Source organism: Arthrobacter sp. 05T410 (genome assembly GCF_056396505.1).
In genome coordinates this window covers 62,261-78,600 of sequence record NZ_JBFTLP010000002.1, presented here as the reverse complement: position 1 = coordinate 78,600, position 16,340 = coordinate 62,261, and the positions used below count along the sequence as shown (strand labels likewise).

At 66.8% G+C, this 16,340-nt stretch carries 18 protein-coding genes; 7 read left to right on the top strand and 11 right to left on the bottom strand.

The genetic code is table 11. The features are described from left to right. Position 1: 1 nt before the first annotated feature. From AC1DFR_RS02850 to AC1DFR_RS02835, 4 genes are all read left to right on the top strand, one after another. Positions 2-466 (top strand): succinate dehydrogenase hydrophobic membrane anchor subunit, encoded by a 465-nt coding sequence (locus AC1DFR_RS02850; RefSeq protein WP_476849118.1) that lies wholly within the window; start codon positions 2-4, stop codon positions 464-466. A gap of 191 nt (positions 467-657) precedes the next feature. Beyond that, positions 658-2,457: a succinate dehydrogenase flavoprotein subunit gene (gene sdhA, locus AC1DFR_RS02845; RefSeq protein ID WP_476872683.1), complete on the top strand. Its 1,800-nt coding sequence runs from the start codon at positions 658-660 to the stop codon at positions 2,455-2,457. 1 nt (position 2,458) lies between these two features. Then, positions 2,459-3,241 carry a succinate dehydrogenase iron-sulfur subunit gene (locus AC1DFR_RS02840; RefSeq protein ID WP_026537821.1) on the top strand — a complete coding sequence of 261 codons (783 nt, stop codon included), beginning with the start codon at positions 2,459-2,461 and terminating at the stop codon, positions 3,239-3,241. A 134-nt stretch (positions 3,242-3,375) separates the two neighbouring features. Continuing rightward, entirely contained in the window at positions 3,376-4,140 is a 765-nt protein-coding gene (locus tag AC1DFR_RS02835) for an alpha/beta hydrolase family protein (RefSeq protein WP_079553244.1), read from the top strand. On the opposite strand, the gene AC1DFR_RS02830 is transcribed toward AC1DFR_RS02835, so the two are convergent. The 11 genes from AC1DFR_RS02830 to glyA form a co-directional block, all read right to left on the bottom strand. Next, positions 4,103-5,269: a YihY/virulence factor BrkB family protein gene (locus AC1DFR_RS02830; protein ID WP_476859221.1), complete on the bottom strand. Its 1,167-nt coding sequence runs from the start codon at positions 5,267-5,269 to the stop codon at positions 4,103-4,105. The genes AC1DFR_RS02835 and AC1DFR_RS02830 overlap by 38 nt on opposite strands. Beyond that, positions 5,214-5,825: a 2'-5' RNA ligase family protein gene (locus tag AC1DFR_RS02825; protein WP_223914197.1), complete on the bottom strand. Its 612-nt coding sequence runs from the start codon at positions 5,823-5,825 to the stop codon at positions 5,214-5,216. Before AC1DFR_RS02825 ends, AC1DFR_RS02830 begins: the two co-directional genes overlap by 56 nt. 4 nt (positions 5,826-5,829) lie before the next feature. Beyond that, positions 5,830-6,945, bottom strand: a complete 1,116-nt coding sequence (gene trpS / locus AC1DFR_RS02820) for a tryptophan--tRNA ligase (RefSeq protein WP_476849120.1) — start codon at positions 6,943-6,945, stop codon at positions 5,830-5,832. Positions 6,946-6,962: 17 nt separating this feature from the next. After that, positions 6,963-7,796 carry an exodeoxyribonuclease III gene (locus tag AC1DFR_RS02815; protein WP_476849121.1) on the bottom strand — a complete coding sequence of 278 codons (834 nt, stop codon included), beginning with the start codon at positions 7,794-7,796 and terminating at the stop codon, positions 6,963-6,965. A gap of 10 nt (positions 7,797-7,806) precedes the next feature. Beyond that, complete coding sequence (locus AC1DFR_RS02810; RefSeq protein ID WP_476849122.1) at positions 7,807-8,376, bottom strand: hypothetical protein; 570 nt, start codon at positions 8,374-8,376, stop codon at positions 7,807-7,809. Positions 8,377-8,540: 164 nt separating this feature from the next. Next, positions 8,541-8,897 (bottom strand): VOC family protein, encoded by a 357-nt coding sequence (locus AC1DFR_RS02805; RefSeq protein ID WP_230009984.1) that lies wholly within the window; start codon positions 8,895-8,897, stop codon positions 8,541-8,543. A 24-nt stretch (positions 8,898-8,921) separates the two neighbouring features. Then, the gene (locus tag AC1DFR_RS02800) at positions 8,922-9,770 is read right to left on the bottom strand and encodes an ABC transporter permease (protein ID WP_079553256.1); all 849 of its coding nucleotides are present in this window, start codon (positions 9,768-9,770) and stop codon (positions 8,922-8,924) included. Then, entirely contained in the window at positions 9,767-10,645 is an 879-nt protein-coding gene (locus AC1DFR_RS02795; protein WP_476856646.1) for an ABC transporter permease, read from the bottom strand. Before AC1DFR_RS02795 ends, AC1DFR_RS02800 begins: the two co-directional genes overlap by 4 nt. 10 nt (positions 10,646-10,655) lie before the next feature. Then, positions 10,656-11,633 (bottom strand): ABC transporter ATP-binding protein, encoded by a 978-nt coding sequence (locus tag AC1DFR_RS02790; RefSeq protein ID WP_043436284.1) that lies wholly within the window; start codon positions 11,631-11,633, stop codon positions 10,656-10,658. Positions 11,634-11,816: 183 nt separating this feature from the next. Beyond that, positions 11,817-12,737: a bifunctional methylenetetrahydrofolate dehydrogenase/methenyltetrahydrofolate cyclohydrolase gene (locus tag AC1DFR_RS02785; protein ID WP_230008086.1), complete on the bottom strand. Its 921-nt coding sequence runs from the start codon at positions 12,735-12,737 to the stop codon at positions 11,817-11,819. 3 nt (positions 12,738-12,740) lie between these two features. Then, positions 12,741-14,039 (bottom strand): serine hydroxymethyltransferase, encoded by a 1,299-nt coding sequence (gene glyA, locus AC1DFR_RS02780; RefSeq protein ID WP_459384157.1) that lies wholly within the window; start codon positions 14,037-14,039, stop codon positions 12,741-12,743. A gap of 313 nt (positions 14,040-14,352) precedes the next feature. Here glyA and purU point away from each other — a divergent pair, with 313 nt between their 5' ends. From purU to AC1DFR_RS02765, 3 genes are all read left to right on the top strand, one after another. Continuing rightward, positions 14,353-15,213, top strand: coding sequence for a formyltetrahydrofolate deformylase (gene purU / locus AC1DFR_RS02775; RefSeq protein WP_079553266.1), 861 nt, complete (start codon positions 14,353-14,355; stop codon positions 15,211-15,213). A 21-nt stretch (positions 15,214-15,234) separates the two neighbouring features. Further along, positions 15,235-15,714, top strand: coding sequence for a methyltransferase domain-containing protein (locus AC1DFR_RS02770; protein WP_230010256.1), 480 nt, complete (start codon positions 15,235-15,237; stop codon positions 15,712-15,714). 103 nt (positions 15,715-15,817) lie between these two features. Then, complete coding sequence (locus AC1DFR_RS02765) at positions 15,818-16,339, top strand: gamma carbonic anhydrase family protein (RefSeq protein ID WP_476872682.1); 522 nt, start codon at positions 15,818-15,820, stop codon at positions 16,337-16,339. Position 16,340 lies beyond the last annotated feature (1 nt).

Sequence of the window (16,340 nt, the reverse complement as noted above, 5' to 3'; positions counted from 1 at the left end):
CATGACTGCAACCATTCAGAGTCCACGCAGTGGAAAGATCCAGCCCAAGTACCGCCGCACTGGCGGTTCCAAGGGCAACTTCGAGATGCTCGCCTGGCTCTTCATGCGCCTCTCCGGCGTCGTGCTGGTGGTGCTGATCTTCGGCCACCTGACGGTGAACCTGCTGGTCGGCGAGGGCATCCACGCGATCGACTTCGGCTTTGTGGCCGGCAAGTGGGCCGACCCGTTCTGGCAGTTCTGGGACCTGGCCATGCTGTGGCTCGCCATGCTGCACGGCACCAACGGCGTCCGCACGATCATCAATGACTACGCCGAGAAGGACGCAACGCGCCTTTGGCTGAAGATTGTGCTCTACGCGGCCACCACGGTCATCATCATCCTGGGCACCCTGGTCATCTTCACGTTCAATCCGTGCCCCGTGGCCAACGGCGTCCAGCTTCCCGGCGGTTTCTGCCCCGCGCCTTAGGGCGCAGCCGATACGACTCAGCCGTAGCGGCGGAACCGCCGCGGACAGCAGCCCGTCCGGGCAGGAATCCGCGGTCCGTCACGGCACCTGATCTTGCCTGCCGAACGCAGGCGCAGATTGCACGAGACTTCACCGGGCAGGCGCTGCCTGCCGGTGGTTTATAGCGAATTTTGAGAGAAAGAGCGTCTGGTATGCAGGTCCATAAGTACGACGTCGTGATCGTCGGTGCCGGTGGCGCCGGGATGCGCGCGGCGATCGAATCAGGTCAGCGCGCCCGAACAGCAGTACTGACCAAGCTCTACCCCACGCGGTCCCACACCGGCGCGGCGCAGGGCGGCATGTGTGCAGCCCTGGCCAACGTCGAGGAAGACAACTGGGAGTGGCACACCTTCGACACCATCAAGGGCGGCGACTACCTGGTTGACCAGGACGCCGCCGAGGTCATGGCGAAGGAAGCGATCGACGCCGTCCTGGACCTGGAAAAGATGGGCCTGCCGTTCAACCGCACGCCCGAGGGCCGCATTGACCAGCGCCGCTTCGGTGGCCACACCCGCGATCACGGCAAGGCACCGGTCCGCCGCGCCTGCTACGCCGCCGACCGCACCGGCCACATGATCCTGCAGACCCTGTACCAGAACTGCGTCAAGCACAACGTCGAGTTCTACAACGAGTACTACGTCCTGGACCTGCTGACCGTCGAAGAGGACGCTGTCCGCGAGGACGGCACGCCGTACAAGCAGAAGCGCGTGGCCGGCGTCGTGTCCTACGACCTCGCCTCCGGCGAGCTGCACGTCTTCCAGGCCAAGTCCGTGGTGTTCGCCTCCGGCGGCGCCGGCAAGGTCTTCAAGACCACCTCCAACGCCCACACCCTGACCGGTGACGGCATGGGCATCGCGTTCCGCCGGGGCATCCCCCTGGAGGACATGGAATTCTTCCAGTTCCACCCGACCGGCCTGGCCGGCCTGGGCATCCTGCTCTCCGAGGCCGCCCGCGGCGAAGGCGCGATCCTGCGCAACTCCGAGGGTGAACGCTTCATGGAGCGCTACGCGCCCACCATCAAGGACCTCGCCCCGCGCGACATCGTGGCCCGCTCCATGGCCAACGAAGTCCGTGAGGGACGAGGCTGCGGCCCGAACAAGGACTACGTCCTCCTGGACCTGACGCACCTTGAGCCTGCGCACATCGATGCCAAGCTGCCGGACATCACCGAGTTCGCCCGCACCTATCTGGGCGTGGAGCCGTACACGGAGCCGGTTCCGGTGTTCCCGACGGCCCACTACGCCATGGGCGGCATCCCCACGAACATCAGCGCCGAGGTCCTCCAGGACAACGACACGGTGGTCCCGGGCCTCTACGCCGCCGGCGAGGTCGCCTGCGTCTCCGTCCACGGCTCCAACCGTCTGGGCACCAACTCGCTGCTGGACATCAACGTGTTCGGCAAGCGCGCCGGTATCGCCGCCGCCGAGTATGCCAAGACCGCCGACTTCGTGGAACTCCCCGTTGACCCGGAGGCCTACACGCTGAACCTGCTGGACCACGTCCGCACCTCTGACGGCACCGAGAAGGTCGCTGCGATCCGCAAGGAACTGCAGGACACCATGGACGCCAACATGCAGGTGTTCCGCACTGCCGACACGCTGAACCAGGTCCTGAAGGACATTGCCTCCTTCGAGGAGCGGTACCAGCGCATCAGCGTCCAGGACAAGGGCAAGCGCTTCAACCTGGACCTGCTTGAGGCCGTGGAGCTGGGCTTCCTGCTCGAGCTCGCCAAGGTCATGACCGTGGCGGCCCTGCACCGCGAGGAATCCCGCGGCGGACACTTCCGCGAGGACTTCCCCGAGCGCGACGACGAAAAATTCATGAAGCACTCCATGGCGTACAAGGATGACCACGCCCCGGCGGACGGTTCCGCCGAGGCGATTGCCGGCATCCGGCTTGCCACCAAACCGGTGGTCTTTACGCGCTACGAGCCGATGGTGAGGAAGTACTAAGATGAGCGCTGAACTCGCTGAGCCAGCATCCAAGATCGAACTGCCCGCCGGCGTCGGCGGGGGCGGGGAAATCCCGTCCTTCGACGTCACCCTGCGGGTGCGCCGCTACAACCCCGAGGTCTCCGAGGACGCCACGTGGGATGACTTCAAGGTCACCATGTACGGCACCGACCGTGTCCTGGACGCCCTGCACAAGATCAAGTGGGAGATGGACGGCAGCGTCTCCTTCCGCCGCTCCTGCGCCCACGGCGTCTGCGGCTCCGATGCCATGCGCATCAACGGCCGCAACCGCCTGGCCTGCAAGACCCTGCTGAAGGACCTGGACACGTCCAAGCCCATCACGGTCGAGCCCATCAAGGGCCTGCCGGTGGAGAAGGACCTGATCGTGGACATGGAGCCGTTCTTCCAGTCCTTCCGCGAAGTCATGCCCTTCCTGATCAACCGTGGCCACGAGCCCACCAAGGAACGCCTGCAGTCGGCCGAGGACCGCGAACGGTTCGATGACACCACCAAGTGCATCCTGTGCGCCGCGTGCACCTCGTCCTGCCCGGTGTTCTGGACCGACGGGCAGTACTTCGGCCCGGCGGCGATCGTCAACGCGCACCGCTTCATCTTCGATTCCCGTGATGACGCCGGCGACATGCGCCTGGAGATCCTCAACGACAAGGAAGGCGTGTGGCGCTGCCGCACCACCTTCAACTGCACCGAAGCATGCCCCCGCGGCATCCAGGTCACGCAGGCAATCGCTGAGGTCAAGCAGGCCATCCTGTCCCGCAAGGTCTAAGGACCGGTTCCACCGGCCCGCATTACCGGCTTCACCTTCAGTAGTTACCGACGACGGCGCCTCTCACCTTTCGGGTGGGGGCGCCGCCGTCGTTTCCGCCCTCAATGATTCGCCCTCACACGAAAGGGGACACTTTGTCCCACTCAGAAAAAGTCTCGTTCCTGGGTTCCACCGGCGAGCGGCTCTCCGGCGTGCTGGACCTGCCGGAGGGCCCGGTCAAGGGCTGGGGTGTGTTCTCGCACGGCTTCACCCTGGGCAAGGACAGCCCCTCGGCGTCGCGGATGTGCAAGGCCCTGGCGGACAACGGCGTGGGCATGCTCCGGTTCGACAACGTGGGGCTCGGAGAGTCGGCGGGAATGTGGTCGGAGGGGTCCTTCAGCCACAAGGTGGCCGACACCGTCAAGGCCGCCGAATTCATGCGGGACTCAGACCGCCGGGTTTCCCTGCTGGTGGGCCACTCGTTTGGCGGCGCGGCCGTCCTGTCCGCCGCGCGGCAGATCCCGGAGCTGAGGGCCGTGGCCACCGTGGGTGCCCCCTTCTCCCCCAAGCACGTGGCACACGTCTTTGACGCGGCCCTGGACCGGATCCTGAGCGAGGGAAGCGCCGAGGTGGACCTCGGCGGCAAGCGGGTGGAGATCCGCCGGCACTTCGTCGAGGACCTCGAGAACGCGGACCTGACGGACTGCATCCGGCAGCTGCACAAGCCGCTCATGGTGCTGCACTCCCCCACCGACAATACGGTCGGGATCGAAAACGCCAGCACCATCTTCCAGACGGCACGCCACCCGCGCAGCTTCGTCTCGCTGGAGGGCAGCGACCATCTCCTGACCGGCAAAGGCCAGGCGGCCCGTGCGGCGAAGATTATTTCGGCGTGGGCCGACCAGTACCTCGACGCCTGAACGCGGCGGCCAGCGGCCTGCGGCGGACCCGCGGCTCTACCGGGGTTTTACCCGGCTGGACGCGCCGGGCACCCCAGCCGGTGGTCGCGGCGGCGGGCCCGGCCTTGAGGTCCTCTTCCCGGATCGCCACCCACGCGGCGCAGATCACGTAGACCTGGCTGACCAGGTTGAACCAGATCAGCAGGCCGATGATGATGGCGAAGGGCGCCAGAATGGGGTTCTTGCCCGCGCTGGCCAGCAGCTGGGTGCTGAAGATCTGCAGGATGGTGGTGCCCACCGCGGCGAGAGTGGTCCCTTCCAGCAGGGAGCGCCGGGCTGGCTTCAGCCCGGCGGCCACCCGGTACATGATCACGGCGGTGCCCCAGCCGAGCAGCAGCGGGACGAGGATCGTGACGGAGGTCGTCAGCGGCCCGGCAACTATCGGTTCGAGGCCCAGCTGCCCGGTAACCCATCCGGCGGCCGTGCCGAAGATCAGCGAGGCGGCGGAACTGACTACCAGGGCCAGCCCCATCAGCAGCAGCGTGCCGACGTCCTTGAGTATCTGCAGGATCGGATTCATCACCAAAGGGCCGAGCTGCATCATGCTCCGCATACCGTCGCGGATGCCGCTGATCCAGCCCAGGGACGTGAACACCGTCACCACGGCGGCGATCCCGGCGGCCCAACCCAGGCTGGTGGGGTTCAGCAGCGCATAGGGGTCAACCAGCCCCTCGCTGCCGTCGACCTGCAACAGGCCGGGCGCGGCGGCGGCCACACTCCTGATGACCTGGTCCAGCAGGGCCGGGTGGTCGCTGAGCACGAGGCCCGCCAAGGACAAGCCAGTGGCCAACAGGCCCGTGATGGAGAAAAACATCCGGAAGCCGATGCCGGCACTCAACAGCGGGCCACGCTGACGCAGGTAGTGCGAGTATGCGCGCAGGGGCAGCAGCATGTTCAGCCGGGCCAGGAGCCAGTTCATCATCGCGATCAGGGACGCGACCATGCCGCCGCCGGAGCGCCGGGTCCGGCCCCATTCGACCCTCTTGCGGATGACTTCCAGTTTCAGCCCGGCCAGATCGGTGGGGAGCGGCGGCTTATCGGGCGCCTGCGGTGCCGTCCGGGCCTCTGTCGTGGTCAGGTTTGGTCCCAAAATCAAGCTCTTCCCGTAGCTGCCAGATGCCGTTGTCATCGTGCTCGTAAAGTCCCATGCTAGCCACAGGAAACGTGGCCCTGTAATCCTTCAGGACCGTTTCGGCCTCGTCGAGGCTTTCCGGGGCAACATCGTGGGCCACGGTGACGTGCGGGTGGTAACCGAACGGCAGTTCCCGCTCCAGGGGGCCGGACTGCAGCTGGCGGTGCAGGTTCACGCAGTCCCCGAAGCCGTCCTCTACGTTCAGGAAGACCACCGGGGACACCGGCCGGAAAGACCCGGTCCCTGCGATGGTCACAGTGAAGGGCTCCTGCCGCCGTGCCACGTCCCGGACATGGCGCTGGGTCGCGGCCCAGTCCTTCGTCATGGTGGTGGTGACCAGCGTGATGTGGGCCGGGACGACGGCGGCCATGGGATCCCCGAAGGATGCCCGCCAGCGCTGGAGCTCCTCAGCGATGTCCGCCGGGAACCTCAGGATCACACCGATGCTGATGCCTTCGCTGCGCTGTCCGTTCGACGTGGCGGCTTTCGCGGTGACTTTGCTGACGGAGGACATTGACCTAGCGGACTCCCTGGGCGCCGGCATAGGGCAGGAAACCCACCTTGGCGTAGACGTCGCGCAGGGTCACCGAGGCAATCTCCCGGGCCTTGTCCGCGCCGAGGCCCAGCAGCCGGTCCAGCTCCGCGGGATCGTCCAGCAGCTCCTTGGCCCGGTTCCGGATCGGGGTCAGGTGCTCCGTGACCACCTCGGCGAGGTCCGCCTTCAGGTGGCCGTACATCTTTCCCTCATAGGCGGTGACGAGGGCGTCGACGCTTTGCCCGGTGATCGAGGAGTAGATGGTCAGCAGGTTGGACACGCCCGGCTTCGCCTCCCGGTCGAACCGGATCTCGGTCTCCGTGTCGGTCACGGCGGACTTGATCCGCTTGGCCGTGACCTTGGGCTCGTCCAGCAGGTTGATCAGCCCTGCCGGCGACTCCGCAGACTTGGACATCTTGGCGGTGGGGTGCTGCAGATCGTAGATCTTCGCGGATTCCTTCTGGATGAAGGGCTGCGGCACTGTGAACGTGTCGCCGAAGCGGGAGTTGAACCGCTGGGCCAGGTCACGGCTGAGTTCCACGTGCTGGCGCTGGTCCTCGCCGACGGGGACACCGTGCGGCTGGTACAGCAGGATGTCGGCTGCCTGCAGGATGGGGTAGGTGAACAGCCCGACGCTGGCGTGGTCGGAACCCTGTTTGTGCGCCTTGTCCTTGAACTGGGTCATCCGGGACGCCTCGCCGAAGCCGGTGATGCAGTTCAGGACCCACGCCAGCTGGGCGTGCTCGGGCACCTGGGACTGGACGAAGAGCGTGCACTTGTCGACGTCGACGCCGCCGGCAATGTACTGCGCGGCCGTGACCCGGGTGCGGTGCGCCAGCTCGGCAGGATCCTGCGGAACGGTGATCGCGTGCAGGTCCGGGATGAAGAAGATGGCGTCGTACTCGTCCTGCATCCGGACCCAGTTCACGAGGGCGCCGAGGTAGTTGCCAAGGTGCAGGGAGTCGGCGGAGGGCTGCATGCCGGAGAGGATGCGGTGCCGGGCCGCGGTGGCCGCAGAGGCGTCCTTCGCGGTGGCAGTCTGAGCGTCGGGGGCGACGCCGTCCTGGGTCACAGTGGTCGCAGTTGAAGTGGTGGTCATTCGTGGAAGCCTTAAGACTAGAGCCGGTAGTCCACTACCAGCGGGGCGTGGTCGGAGAAGCGTGTGTCCCAGGACGCTGCCCGGTCAACAACGGCTGACACTGCGGCAGCAGCGAGAGCGGGCGTGGCCATGTGGTAATCGATGCGCCAGCCGGTGTCGTTGTCGAAGGCCTGGCCCCGTTGCGACCACCAAGTGTAGGGGCCGTCGACGTTACCCGCCAGGCCCCTGTGAACATCCTTCCAGCCGATTTCCTCGCCGAAGAAACGGTCAAAATAGGCCCGCTCTTCCGGCAGGAAGCCGGCACGTTTGACGTTGCCCTTCCAGTTCCTGATGTCCAGCTCCGTGTGGCCGACGTTGAGGTCGCCCACCACCAGCGCGTGGTCACTGTGCTTGGCGAGTTCGGGCAGCCGCTGGACCATGACGTCGAGGAAACGGAATTTGTCGTCCTGCTTGGGAGTGCCGGCCTCGCCCGAGTGCACGTAGGCGCTCACGACGGTCAGCTGTGAGGCCTGCCCGTCCGCGTCCCGCACGATGTAGTCCGCCTCGACCCAGCGTCCGGCCGTGGCGAAGAAGTCATCGCCGATCCCCACCCGGGTGGCCAGGGGCTCTTCCCGGGAGGCAATGGCAACGCCGGCCCGGCCCTTGGCCTCGGCCTCGGCGTGGAGAATGTACCAGCCCTCGCCGAGCAGTTCCTCGACGATCGCGTCCGGCGCGCGGACCTCCTGGAGGCACAGGATGTCCACCTCGCGCGGCTCAAGCCACTCCGCCATGCCCTTCTTGTAGGCGGCACGGAGGCCGTTGACGTTGACTGACGCGATGCGAAGGTGGTCCTTCTTCAATGCCGAGCTCACCCGATCCACTCTAGTCGATGATGGTTCCGCTGACGGGAGCGTCATCGCCGCCCGGGGATTTGATCATGTCCCGCGCGTTGGTGGCGGTGATCTCGATGGTCTCCAGGGCGCGGCTGATCGTGTCGCGGTCCGCCGCCTCGCCCTTCGCCCGCTCCTGCTCGACCACCCGGACCTGGACCTGGACGATCTTGAAGGAGTGGTCCAGCTTCATGTCGCGGACGCTGTCCGCTGCGCGGCTTTCGCTCACCACGCGGGTTCCGCCGTGGTCCGCGCTGCCCGCAGCCGGCGGCCGGCCCGCTGCGGCGTTGAACGCGTTCTGGGCCTCGGTCAGCCTGGCCCCGGCCTTCTTGGCGGCCTTCTGGATGCTGAACACGACGAAGGAGGCCAGCGCCAGCCAGAAGCCGGCGATGATCGCCACGATCCAGCCCACGACGTCGTTCTGGTTGGCCGCGAAGATCACGGCCACCACGAACGCGATGATAAAGACCAGCAGCCCCGGCCCGCTGATGCGGAACATGGAAAACCGGCCGCGGGCCGTTGTGTCGTTGGACGTGGACGAGGAGCTACCCAGAGATTGCATGAGCCCATTATCGCAAACGGGGCCGGCCGCCCGTTCCGCTTCCACCCCGGGCGAACGCCGCCCCCGCGCCGGGCCTGGGTCAGGACCAGCGTTTAGGTCAGGACCAGCGTTTAGGTCAGGACCGGCGTTTAGGTCAGGATCGGCGTTTAGGTCAGGACCGGCGTTTAGGTCAGGACAAGGCAGAACGGGTGGCCGCTGGGGTCCGTGTAGACCCGGAAGGTTTCCGTACCGGCGTCGAGGCTGGTGGCGCCGAGCCGGAGCACCTCGGCTTCGGCGGCGTCGAGGTCCCCGACGAGCACGTCCACGTGCATCTGCTGCGGGTGCTCGGCGTCGGGCCACTGCGGGCGGACCAGCCGTTCCACCCGCTGGAAGGCGACGGCGGGACGGTCGGCGGCGTCGCCGATCGAAATCCATTCCTCGTCCTCCTGCACCCGGATCATCCCCAGCAGCTCCTGGTAAAAGCCGGCGAGCTTGTCCGGGTCCTCGCAGTCGATGACGAGGGCCTGCCATTTTCCGATCATGGGGTCTCCTTTTTGGAAGGACGGCTACTTGAGGAACAGTTTGCGCAGCCGGCTCGTGGTGAGCAGGACGCCGAGGGCAATCATGACGAGGTAGTAGCCGATGTGCACGGCGGTGGCCGGGGTGAACACCCCCACGCTGATCTGGCGCAGCAGTTCCACGCCGTGCCACAGCGGCATGGCCTGGATCAGCCACTGGATGGACTGCGGGTAGACGCTGAGCGGGTAGAACGTGGCACTGAAGAGGAACATGGGCAGCATGACGAAGTTGATCCAGTCCATTTGCTGGAACGTCTTCATGTAGCTCGTGATCCCCATGCCGAAGCTCGCGAAGCCGAAGGCGATCAGTACCGAGGCCGGGATCATCAGGATGGCCCACGGCGTGGTGATGAGGCCCATCAGGCCCATGACGGCCGTGAAGCCGGTCGCGTACATGGCCCCGCGCAGCAGGGCGAGGAAGATTTCGCCCATGGCGACATCCAGCGGCCCCAGCGAGGTGTAGAGCATGCCCTGGTACAGCTTGGCGAAGTTCATCTTGAAAAAGACGTTCCACGTGGAGTCGTAGACGGCGCCGTTCATGGCGGACACGGCCAGCAGCGCCGGCGCGATGTACGCGGCGTAGCTGATTTCCTGCCCGCCCGGGCCCTGGACCGACCCGACAATGGCGCCCAGGCCCACGCCCATGGAGATCAGGTACAGCACGGGTTCGAAGAACCCGGAGACCATGACCATCCAGTTGCTGCTCTTGGTGGCCATGAGCCCGCGGGCGACGACGGCGCGGACGTTGCGGGAGTAGATGGGCCCGAAGCGGCGGCGGCGCGCGGCTTCGGTGACGCTGTGGTCCCCTGTGTTGAAACTTCCGGTCAGGACGCTCATGAGGCCATCCTTTTGGCGAACTGGCGTTTGGTCAGGATCCAGCCGGCAGCCGCCAGGCCCAGCAGGAAGAGGACGTGGACGACGGTGAGCCAGGGCTCTTCCTCGTACCCGTAGCTGACCACGCGGCCAAGCTCGGTTCCGTGCCAGATCGGTGAGATCCAGCCGATCCAGCGGACTGCGAGCGGGAGCGTGTCCAGCGGGAAGAACGTGCCGGAGAACAGGAACAACGGCATGACGATGAACCGCATGACCATGGCGAACTGGCCCTTGTCGTGCTGGATGGTGGCCGCGTAGGCCATGAGCGGCAGGCCGAAGGACAGGCCGGCGAGGGTGGCGATGAGGATCGACACCCAGCCCCAGGCGCCGGGCGAGGCGCCGAAGAGCGCGACGACGGCGAAGTAGATGGCCGACTGCAGCAGGAAGCGCACCGTCACGGCGATGATCTGGCCGCCGGCGATCTGCTCGGGAGTCAGCGGTGAGGCGTGCGGGCCGTAGTAGACGCGCCGCCACTTGAAGCCGTCCATCACGGGGAAGGTGAACTCGTTGGCAGCCGTCATGACGGCGGCCGAGATCAGCAGGGCCGGCGCGATGAACGTCAGGTAGCTGACCCCGCCGAAGACGCCGGCGCCGTTGGCCTCGACCAGGGTGGCCAGGCCAACGCCCATCGCGAACAGGTAGGCTACCGGCTGTCCCACCCCGTACATCACGATGGTCCAGCCGTAGCCCTTCATGACCCGCAGGACCTGTTCGGCGTAGTAGAACGCGCCCCAGCGGCGGGCACGGGCGGCCGAGACTTCCGGCGAGTGCGCGCGCAGGGCCGTCCCCGCCGCCGCGGCGCCCGCCGTCGTTCCCGCTGCCTGAATTGGCTTAGTCAGCTGCTCTTTCTTAGTCAACGAGGCTCCTGCCGGTCAGGCGCAGGAAGACGTCTTCGAGTGAGGAGCGGCGGACCAGTGAGGTGACCGGACGCAGGCCGCGGGCGGTGACCTGCTCCAGGGCGGCCTCGCCGTCGTGGGCGTAGATGAGCACCCGGTCCGGCAGGGTTTCCACGCGTTCGCCGATGCCGCCGAGCTCCGCGCCGACGCTCGCGTTGCGTTCCGAGCCGAAACGCAGTTCCAGGACCTCGCGGGTGGAGTATTCGCGGATCAGGCTGGCCGGCGATCCCTCGGCCATGATCCTGCCCTTGTCCACCACAATCAGCCGGTCGCACAGCTGCTCGGCCTCGTCCATGTAGTGCGTGGTGAGGATCAGGGTGACGCCCTGTTCCTTGAGCCGGAACAGCCGGTCCCAGAGGATGTGCCGGGCCTGCGGGTCAAGGCCGGTCGTCGGCTCGTCCAGCAGCAGGATCCGGGGCTCGTTGATGAGCGAGCGGGCGATTGTCAGGCGCCGCTTCATGCCGCCGGAGAGGGCATCGACCTTGGAGTTGGCCTTGTCGGTGAGCTGGGCGAATTCCAGCAGCTCGTCGGCCTTGGGCTTGAGGTAGCTCATGGGCAGGCCGAAATAGCGGCCGTAGACCAGCAGGTTGTCCCGGACTTTTAGTTCCTCGTCCAGGTTGTCCTGCTGCGGCACGACGCCCAGGTGGGCGCGGACCTCCGGCCCGTGCTGTTCGGGGTCCAGGCCCATGATATTCAGGCTGCCGGAGGTGCGTTGCGAGACCCCGCCGATCATCTTCATCGTGGTGGACTTGCCGGCGCCGTTGGGGCCCAGCAGGCCGAACGCTTCCCCGGCGGGAACGCGGAAGGAGATGCCGTCGACGGCGGTGACGTCGCCGTAACGCTTGGTCAGGTTCTCGGCGGTGATGACGTATGGGAGAGCGGCGTCGGAGGGGCTGCTCGCGCGTGATTCTTTAGAGGCAAGTTCGGACACCCGCACTACGGTAGTGGATCCCCGCAAACTATGAAAGAGTCTTTTCGTAAAAACTCCTGACGTATCCGTTCCGTTATGCCGGCAGGCGGTAGAACGTGCGGAATCCTGCGGTGGTTGGGCCCGCCGAAAGCCGGCCCAACCACCGCGGGAGCCTTAGGCGGGCCCCGGGCGGCGTTCCTCTGCTCAGCGGTTTTTCTCTGCCCATTGGCGTTCCGCGGTTTCCACCACGTTGGCGAGCAGCATGGCGCGGGTCATGGGCCCCACTCCCCCGGGGTTCGGCGAGAGCCAGGCGGCGACGTCGGCCGCAGCGGGGTCCACGTCGCCGGTGACCACTGCCTTGCCGCTGCCGTCATCGACCCGGCTGACACCGACGTCGAGCACGATCGCCCCGGGCTTGAGGTCCCCGGCCTTGATCATGTGCGGCTGCCCGGCGGCGGCAATCACGACGTCGGCCTGCCGCAGTTCTGCCGGCAGGTCCACCGTTCCGGTGTGGGCCAGGATGACCGTGGCATTGACGTCCTTGCGGGTCAGCAGCAGACCCACGGGACGGCCGATGGTGACGCCGCGGCCCACCACGAGGACGCGTTTGCCGTTCAGGTCGATCCCGTGCCGGGTCAGCAGCTCCACGCAGCCCTTGGGCGTGCACGGCAGCGGGGATTTCATGGGTCCGCTGACGTTGGCCACGAGCCGGCCCAGGTTCATCGGGTGCAGGCCGTCGGCGTCCTTCTCGGGATCCATGGCCTCCAGGATGACGTCCTGGTCGATGTGTTTGGGCAGGGGCAGCTGGACGATGTAGCCGGTGCATTCCGGGTTCTCGTTGAGCTCGCGGACCACGGCCAGGAGTTCGTCCTGGCTGGTCTCTTCCGGCAGGTCGCGGCGGATGGAGGTAATGCCCACCTCGGCGCAGTCCTTGTGCTTGCCGCCGACGTACCAGGTGCTGCCGGGATCGGAGCCCACCAGGATGGTGCCCAGCCCGGGCGTGATGCCCTGGGCCTTGAGCACGGCCACGCGCTCGGTCAGCTCGGCTTTGATGGCGGCGGCGGTGGCCTTGCCGTCAAGGATCCGTGCAGTTTCAGCCGTTTTTGCGGTGTGCGAAGAAGTCATGGCCTACCACTGCTCGTGCTGCGGGTACAGCGGGAAATCGGCGGCGAGCTTGTCCACGCGGGCCTGCAGGGGTTCGATCTCCGTGGCAGCTCCGGACTTCAGCGCAGTGGCGATGATGTCCGCCACCTCGGTGAATTCCTCGGCGCCGAAGCCGCGGGTGGCCAGGGCCGGTGTGCCGATGCGCAGGCCGGAGGTGACCATCGGCGGGCGGGGGTCGAACGGCACGGCGTTGCGGTTGACGGTGATGCCGATCGAGTGCAGGAGGTCCTCGGCCTGCTGGCCGTCCAGCTGGGAGTTGCGCAGGTCCACCAGGACCAGGTGCACGTCGGTGCCGCCGGTCAGGACCGAGACGCCCGCGCCGGCGACGTCGGCCTGGCCGAGGCGCTCGGCGATGATCTTGGCGCCTTCGAGCACGCGTTCCTGGCGCTCCTTGAATTCCTCGGTGCCGGCGATCTTGAAGGCCACGGCCTTCGCCGCGATCACGTGCATGAGCGGGCCGCCCTGCTGGCCGGGGAACACGGCGGAGTTAAGCTTCTTGGCCCACTCCTGCTTCGCCAGGATCACGCCGGAGCGCGGACCGGACAGCGTCTTGTGCACGGTGGAGGTTACGACGTCGGAGTACGGCACCGGGCTCGGGTGCAGTCCGGCGGCGACGAGGCCGGCAAAGTGCGCCATGTCGGTCCAGAGCAGGGCGCCGACCTCGTCGGCGATCGAACGGAAGGCCGCGAAATCGAGGTGCCGCGGGTAGGCGGACCAGCCGGCGATGATCACCTGGGGCTTTTCGGCGATTGCCTGCTCGCGCAGCTTGTCCATGTCGATCCGGAAGTCATCTTCCTCGACCTGGTAGGCGGCGACGTTGTAGAGCTTTCCGGAGAAGTTCAGCTTCATGCCGTGGGTGAGGTGCCCGCCGTGGGCCAGGGACAGGCCCAGGATCTTGTCGCCCGGGGTGATCATGGCGGCGAGCGCGGCGGCGTTGGCCTGCGCGCCGGAGTGCGGCTGCACGTTGGCATATTCGGCGCCGAACAGTTCCTTGACGCGGTCGATCGCGAGCTGCTCGGCGACGTCGACGTATTCACATCCGCCGTAGTAGCGGCGTCCCGGGTAGCCCTCGGCGTACTTGTTGGTCAGGACGGAGCCCTGGGCTTCCATCACGGCGCGCGGGGCGAAGTTCTCGGAAGCGATCATTTCCAGGGTGCCGCGCTGGCGGCCAAGCTCCTGGGCAAGGACGGCGGCGATTTCAGGGTCGAGTTCGGCCAGCGGCTGGTTGCTCACGGCGGCTGAGGTGGCGGTGGTAGTAGTCACGAGGAACTCCTGGTTGGCAACGGGTACGGCTATTGGTCAGGCTACCGGCTGGCCCGTTGCACCGCCCCTTGATTACGGGCCCCTTAACAGCGGGCCGCGACAGCGGCGGCCGGCACCCCGCGCGGGCACCAGCAACGGTGCGGCAGCGGTGATGCTGCCGACCGGTAAGACATGACCCTCGGCCCAGGCGTACGATCCGTGGTCTTCGTGAGTGCCGCTCCCTGATGGTTAGCCATCCAACGCCAGTTGCGACGGGTTAACACTACCAAAACCCTTTCAAAACTGCCCTTGAACCGCAGGTAGGCTATTCCTCGTGACTGACGAGAACCTGACTGCCTCCTACATCCTGACTCTCTCCTGCCCTGACCGGCCGGGCATCGTGCACGCCGTCGCCGGGGCCCTCCTGGTGGCGGGCTGCAATATTACAGATTCCCAGCAGTACGGCAGCCAGGGCACGGGCACCTTTTTCATGCGGGTCGAGGCGACGACGGCGGCGTCCCAGGCGGAGCTGCAGGCGGCGCTGGAACCCGTGGCGCAGGCCTTCGGGATGCAGTGGAGCCTCAACCCCGCCGGCCGGAAGGTCCGCACCCTGCTGATGGCCAGCACGTCCGCCCACTGCCTGAACGACCTGCTGTTCCTGCAGCGCTCCGGAACCCTGCCGATCGACATTCCGGCCATCGTGTCCAACCACCGCGACCTCGAGGGTTTGGCGGAGTTCTACGGCATCCCGTTCCACCACATCCCGGTCACCCCGGACACCAAGGTCCAGGCGGAGGACGCCCTCCGGGTCCTGATGAAGGAACACGACATCGAGCTCACCGTCCTGGCCCGGTACATGCAGATCATCTCGGACGAGCTCTGCACCGAGCTGACGGGCAAGGCCATCAACATCCACCACTCGTTCCTGCCCTCCTTCAAGGGTGCCAAGCCCTACCACCAGGCGCATGCCCGCGGCGTGAAGCTCATCGGCGCCACGGCGCACTACGTCACGGCGGCCCTGGATGAGGGGCCCATCATCGAGCAGGAAGTCATCCGCGTGGACCACCGGCGCACCGCGGAGCAGTTCGTCCAGATGGGCCGCGACGTGGAGGGCCGGACCCTCGCCCAGGCCGTGCAGTGGCATGCCGAGCACCGCGTCCTGCTCGACGGCAACCGGACGGTTGTCTTTAACTAGAAGCGGTCATTAACTGGAGCTATGGAATCCTCCCGCAGGGACCGGCTCGAATCGTTTGTGGCGCTGTTGAAGAACGAGGGCCGGCACGGCGTGCTGGGCCTGGATTGCGGCCCGGGCGCCGACGGGCTGCACTTTGTGCAGTCCGGCATCCATTTCACCGGTGTCGACCAGTCCGAGGAGAACATCCACATCGCCCGATCCCACGGGCTGGAAGCCTCCGTGGCCGGACCGGTCTCCCTGCCGTTCGCCGATGCCGCGTTTGCCTCAGTGTGGGCGGTGGACGCCCTGGCGGGCCTGCCTGCGGAACAGTGGGACGACGTCGTCCGCGAACTCGGGCGGGTGGCGGAACCGGGCGCGCCGATCGCCGTCGTACTCCCCGCACCCGAACCGCGCAGCTCAGGCGACCCGCACACCTCGGCCGACCCGCGCGGCGAGAGCGAGTGGCGTGGCGAGAGCGAGTGGGGCGGCGAGGGCTTCACGGTGCTCCGCTCCCCCGCCTGACACTCCTTTTCCCGTTGAGCTATCACTTGTGGTGGTTAAACCGCGCCCATGGCAACCAGAACTGATAGCTCAACGGGGATTGGGCGTGTCCTAGGCTGGAGGCATGGCTCCCCTCTACGCATTCGCCGGTACCACTCCGGCCGTCCATGACTCCGCCTTCGTCGCGCCCACGGCGTCCGTGATCGGCAACGCCACCCTGGCCGAGAACTCGAGCGCCTTCTACGGTGTCAGCGTCCGCGCCGATACCGCCGCCATCACCGTCGGCGCCGGCAGCAACCTGCAGGACAACGTGGTGCTGCACGCCGACCCCGGCTTCCCCTGCACCGTCGGTGCGCGGGTCAGCGTCGGCCACAGCGCCGTGGTCCACGGCTGCACCGTTGAGGACGACTGCCTGATCGGCATGAGCGCCACCATCCTCAACGGGGCCGTGATCGGCGCCGGGTCCCTCATCGCCGCCGGTGCCGTGGTGCTCGAGGGCACCGTCATCCCGCCCCGCTCGCTGGTGGCCGGCGTTCCGGCCAAGGTCCGGCGCGAGCTCAGCGACGAGGAGTTCGCCGGTGTACAGCACAACGCGGAGCACTACCAGGAGCTGGCGCGGGCGCACCGGGAACTGCACAGTGCCTGAC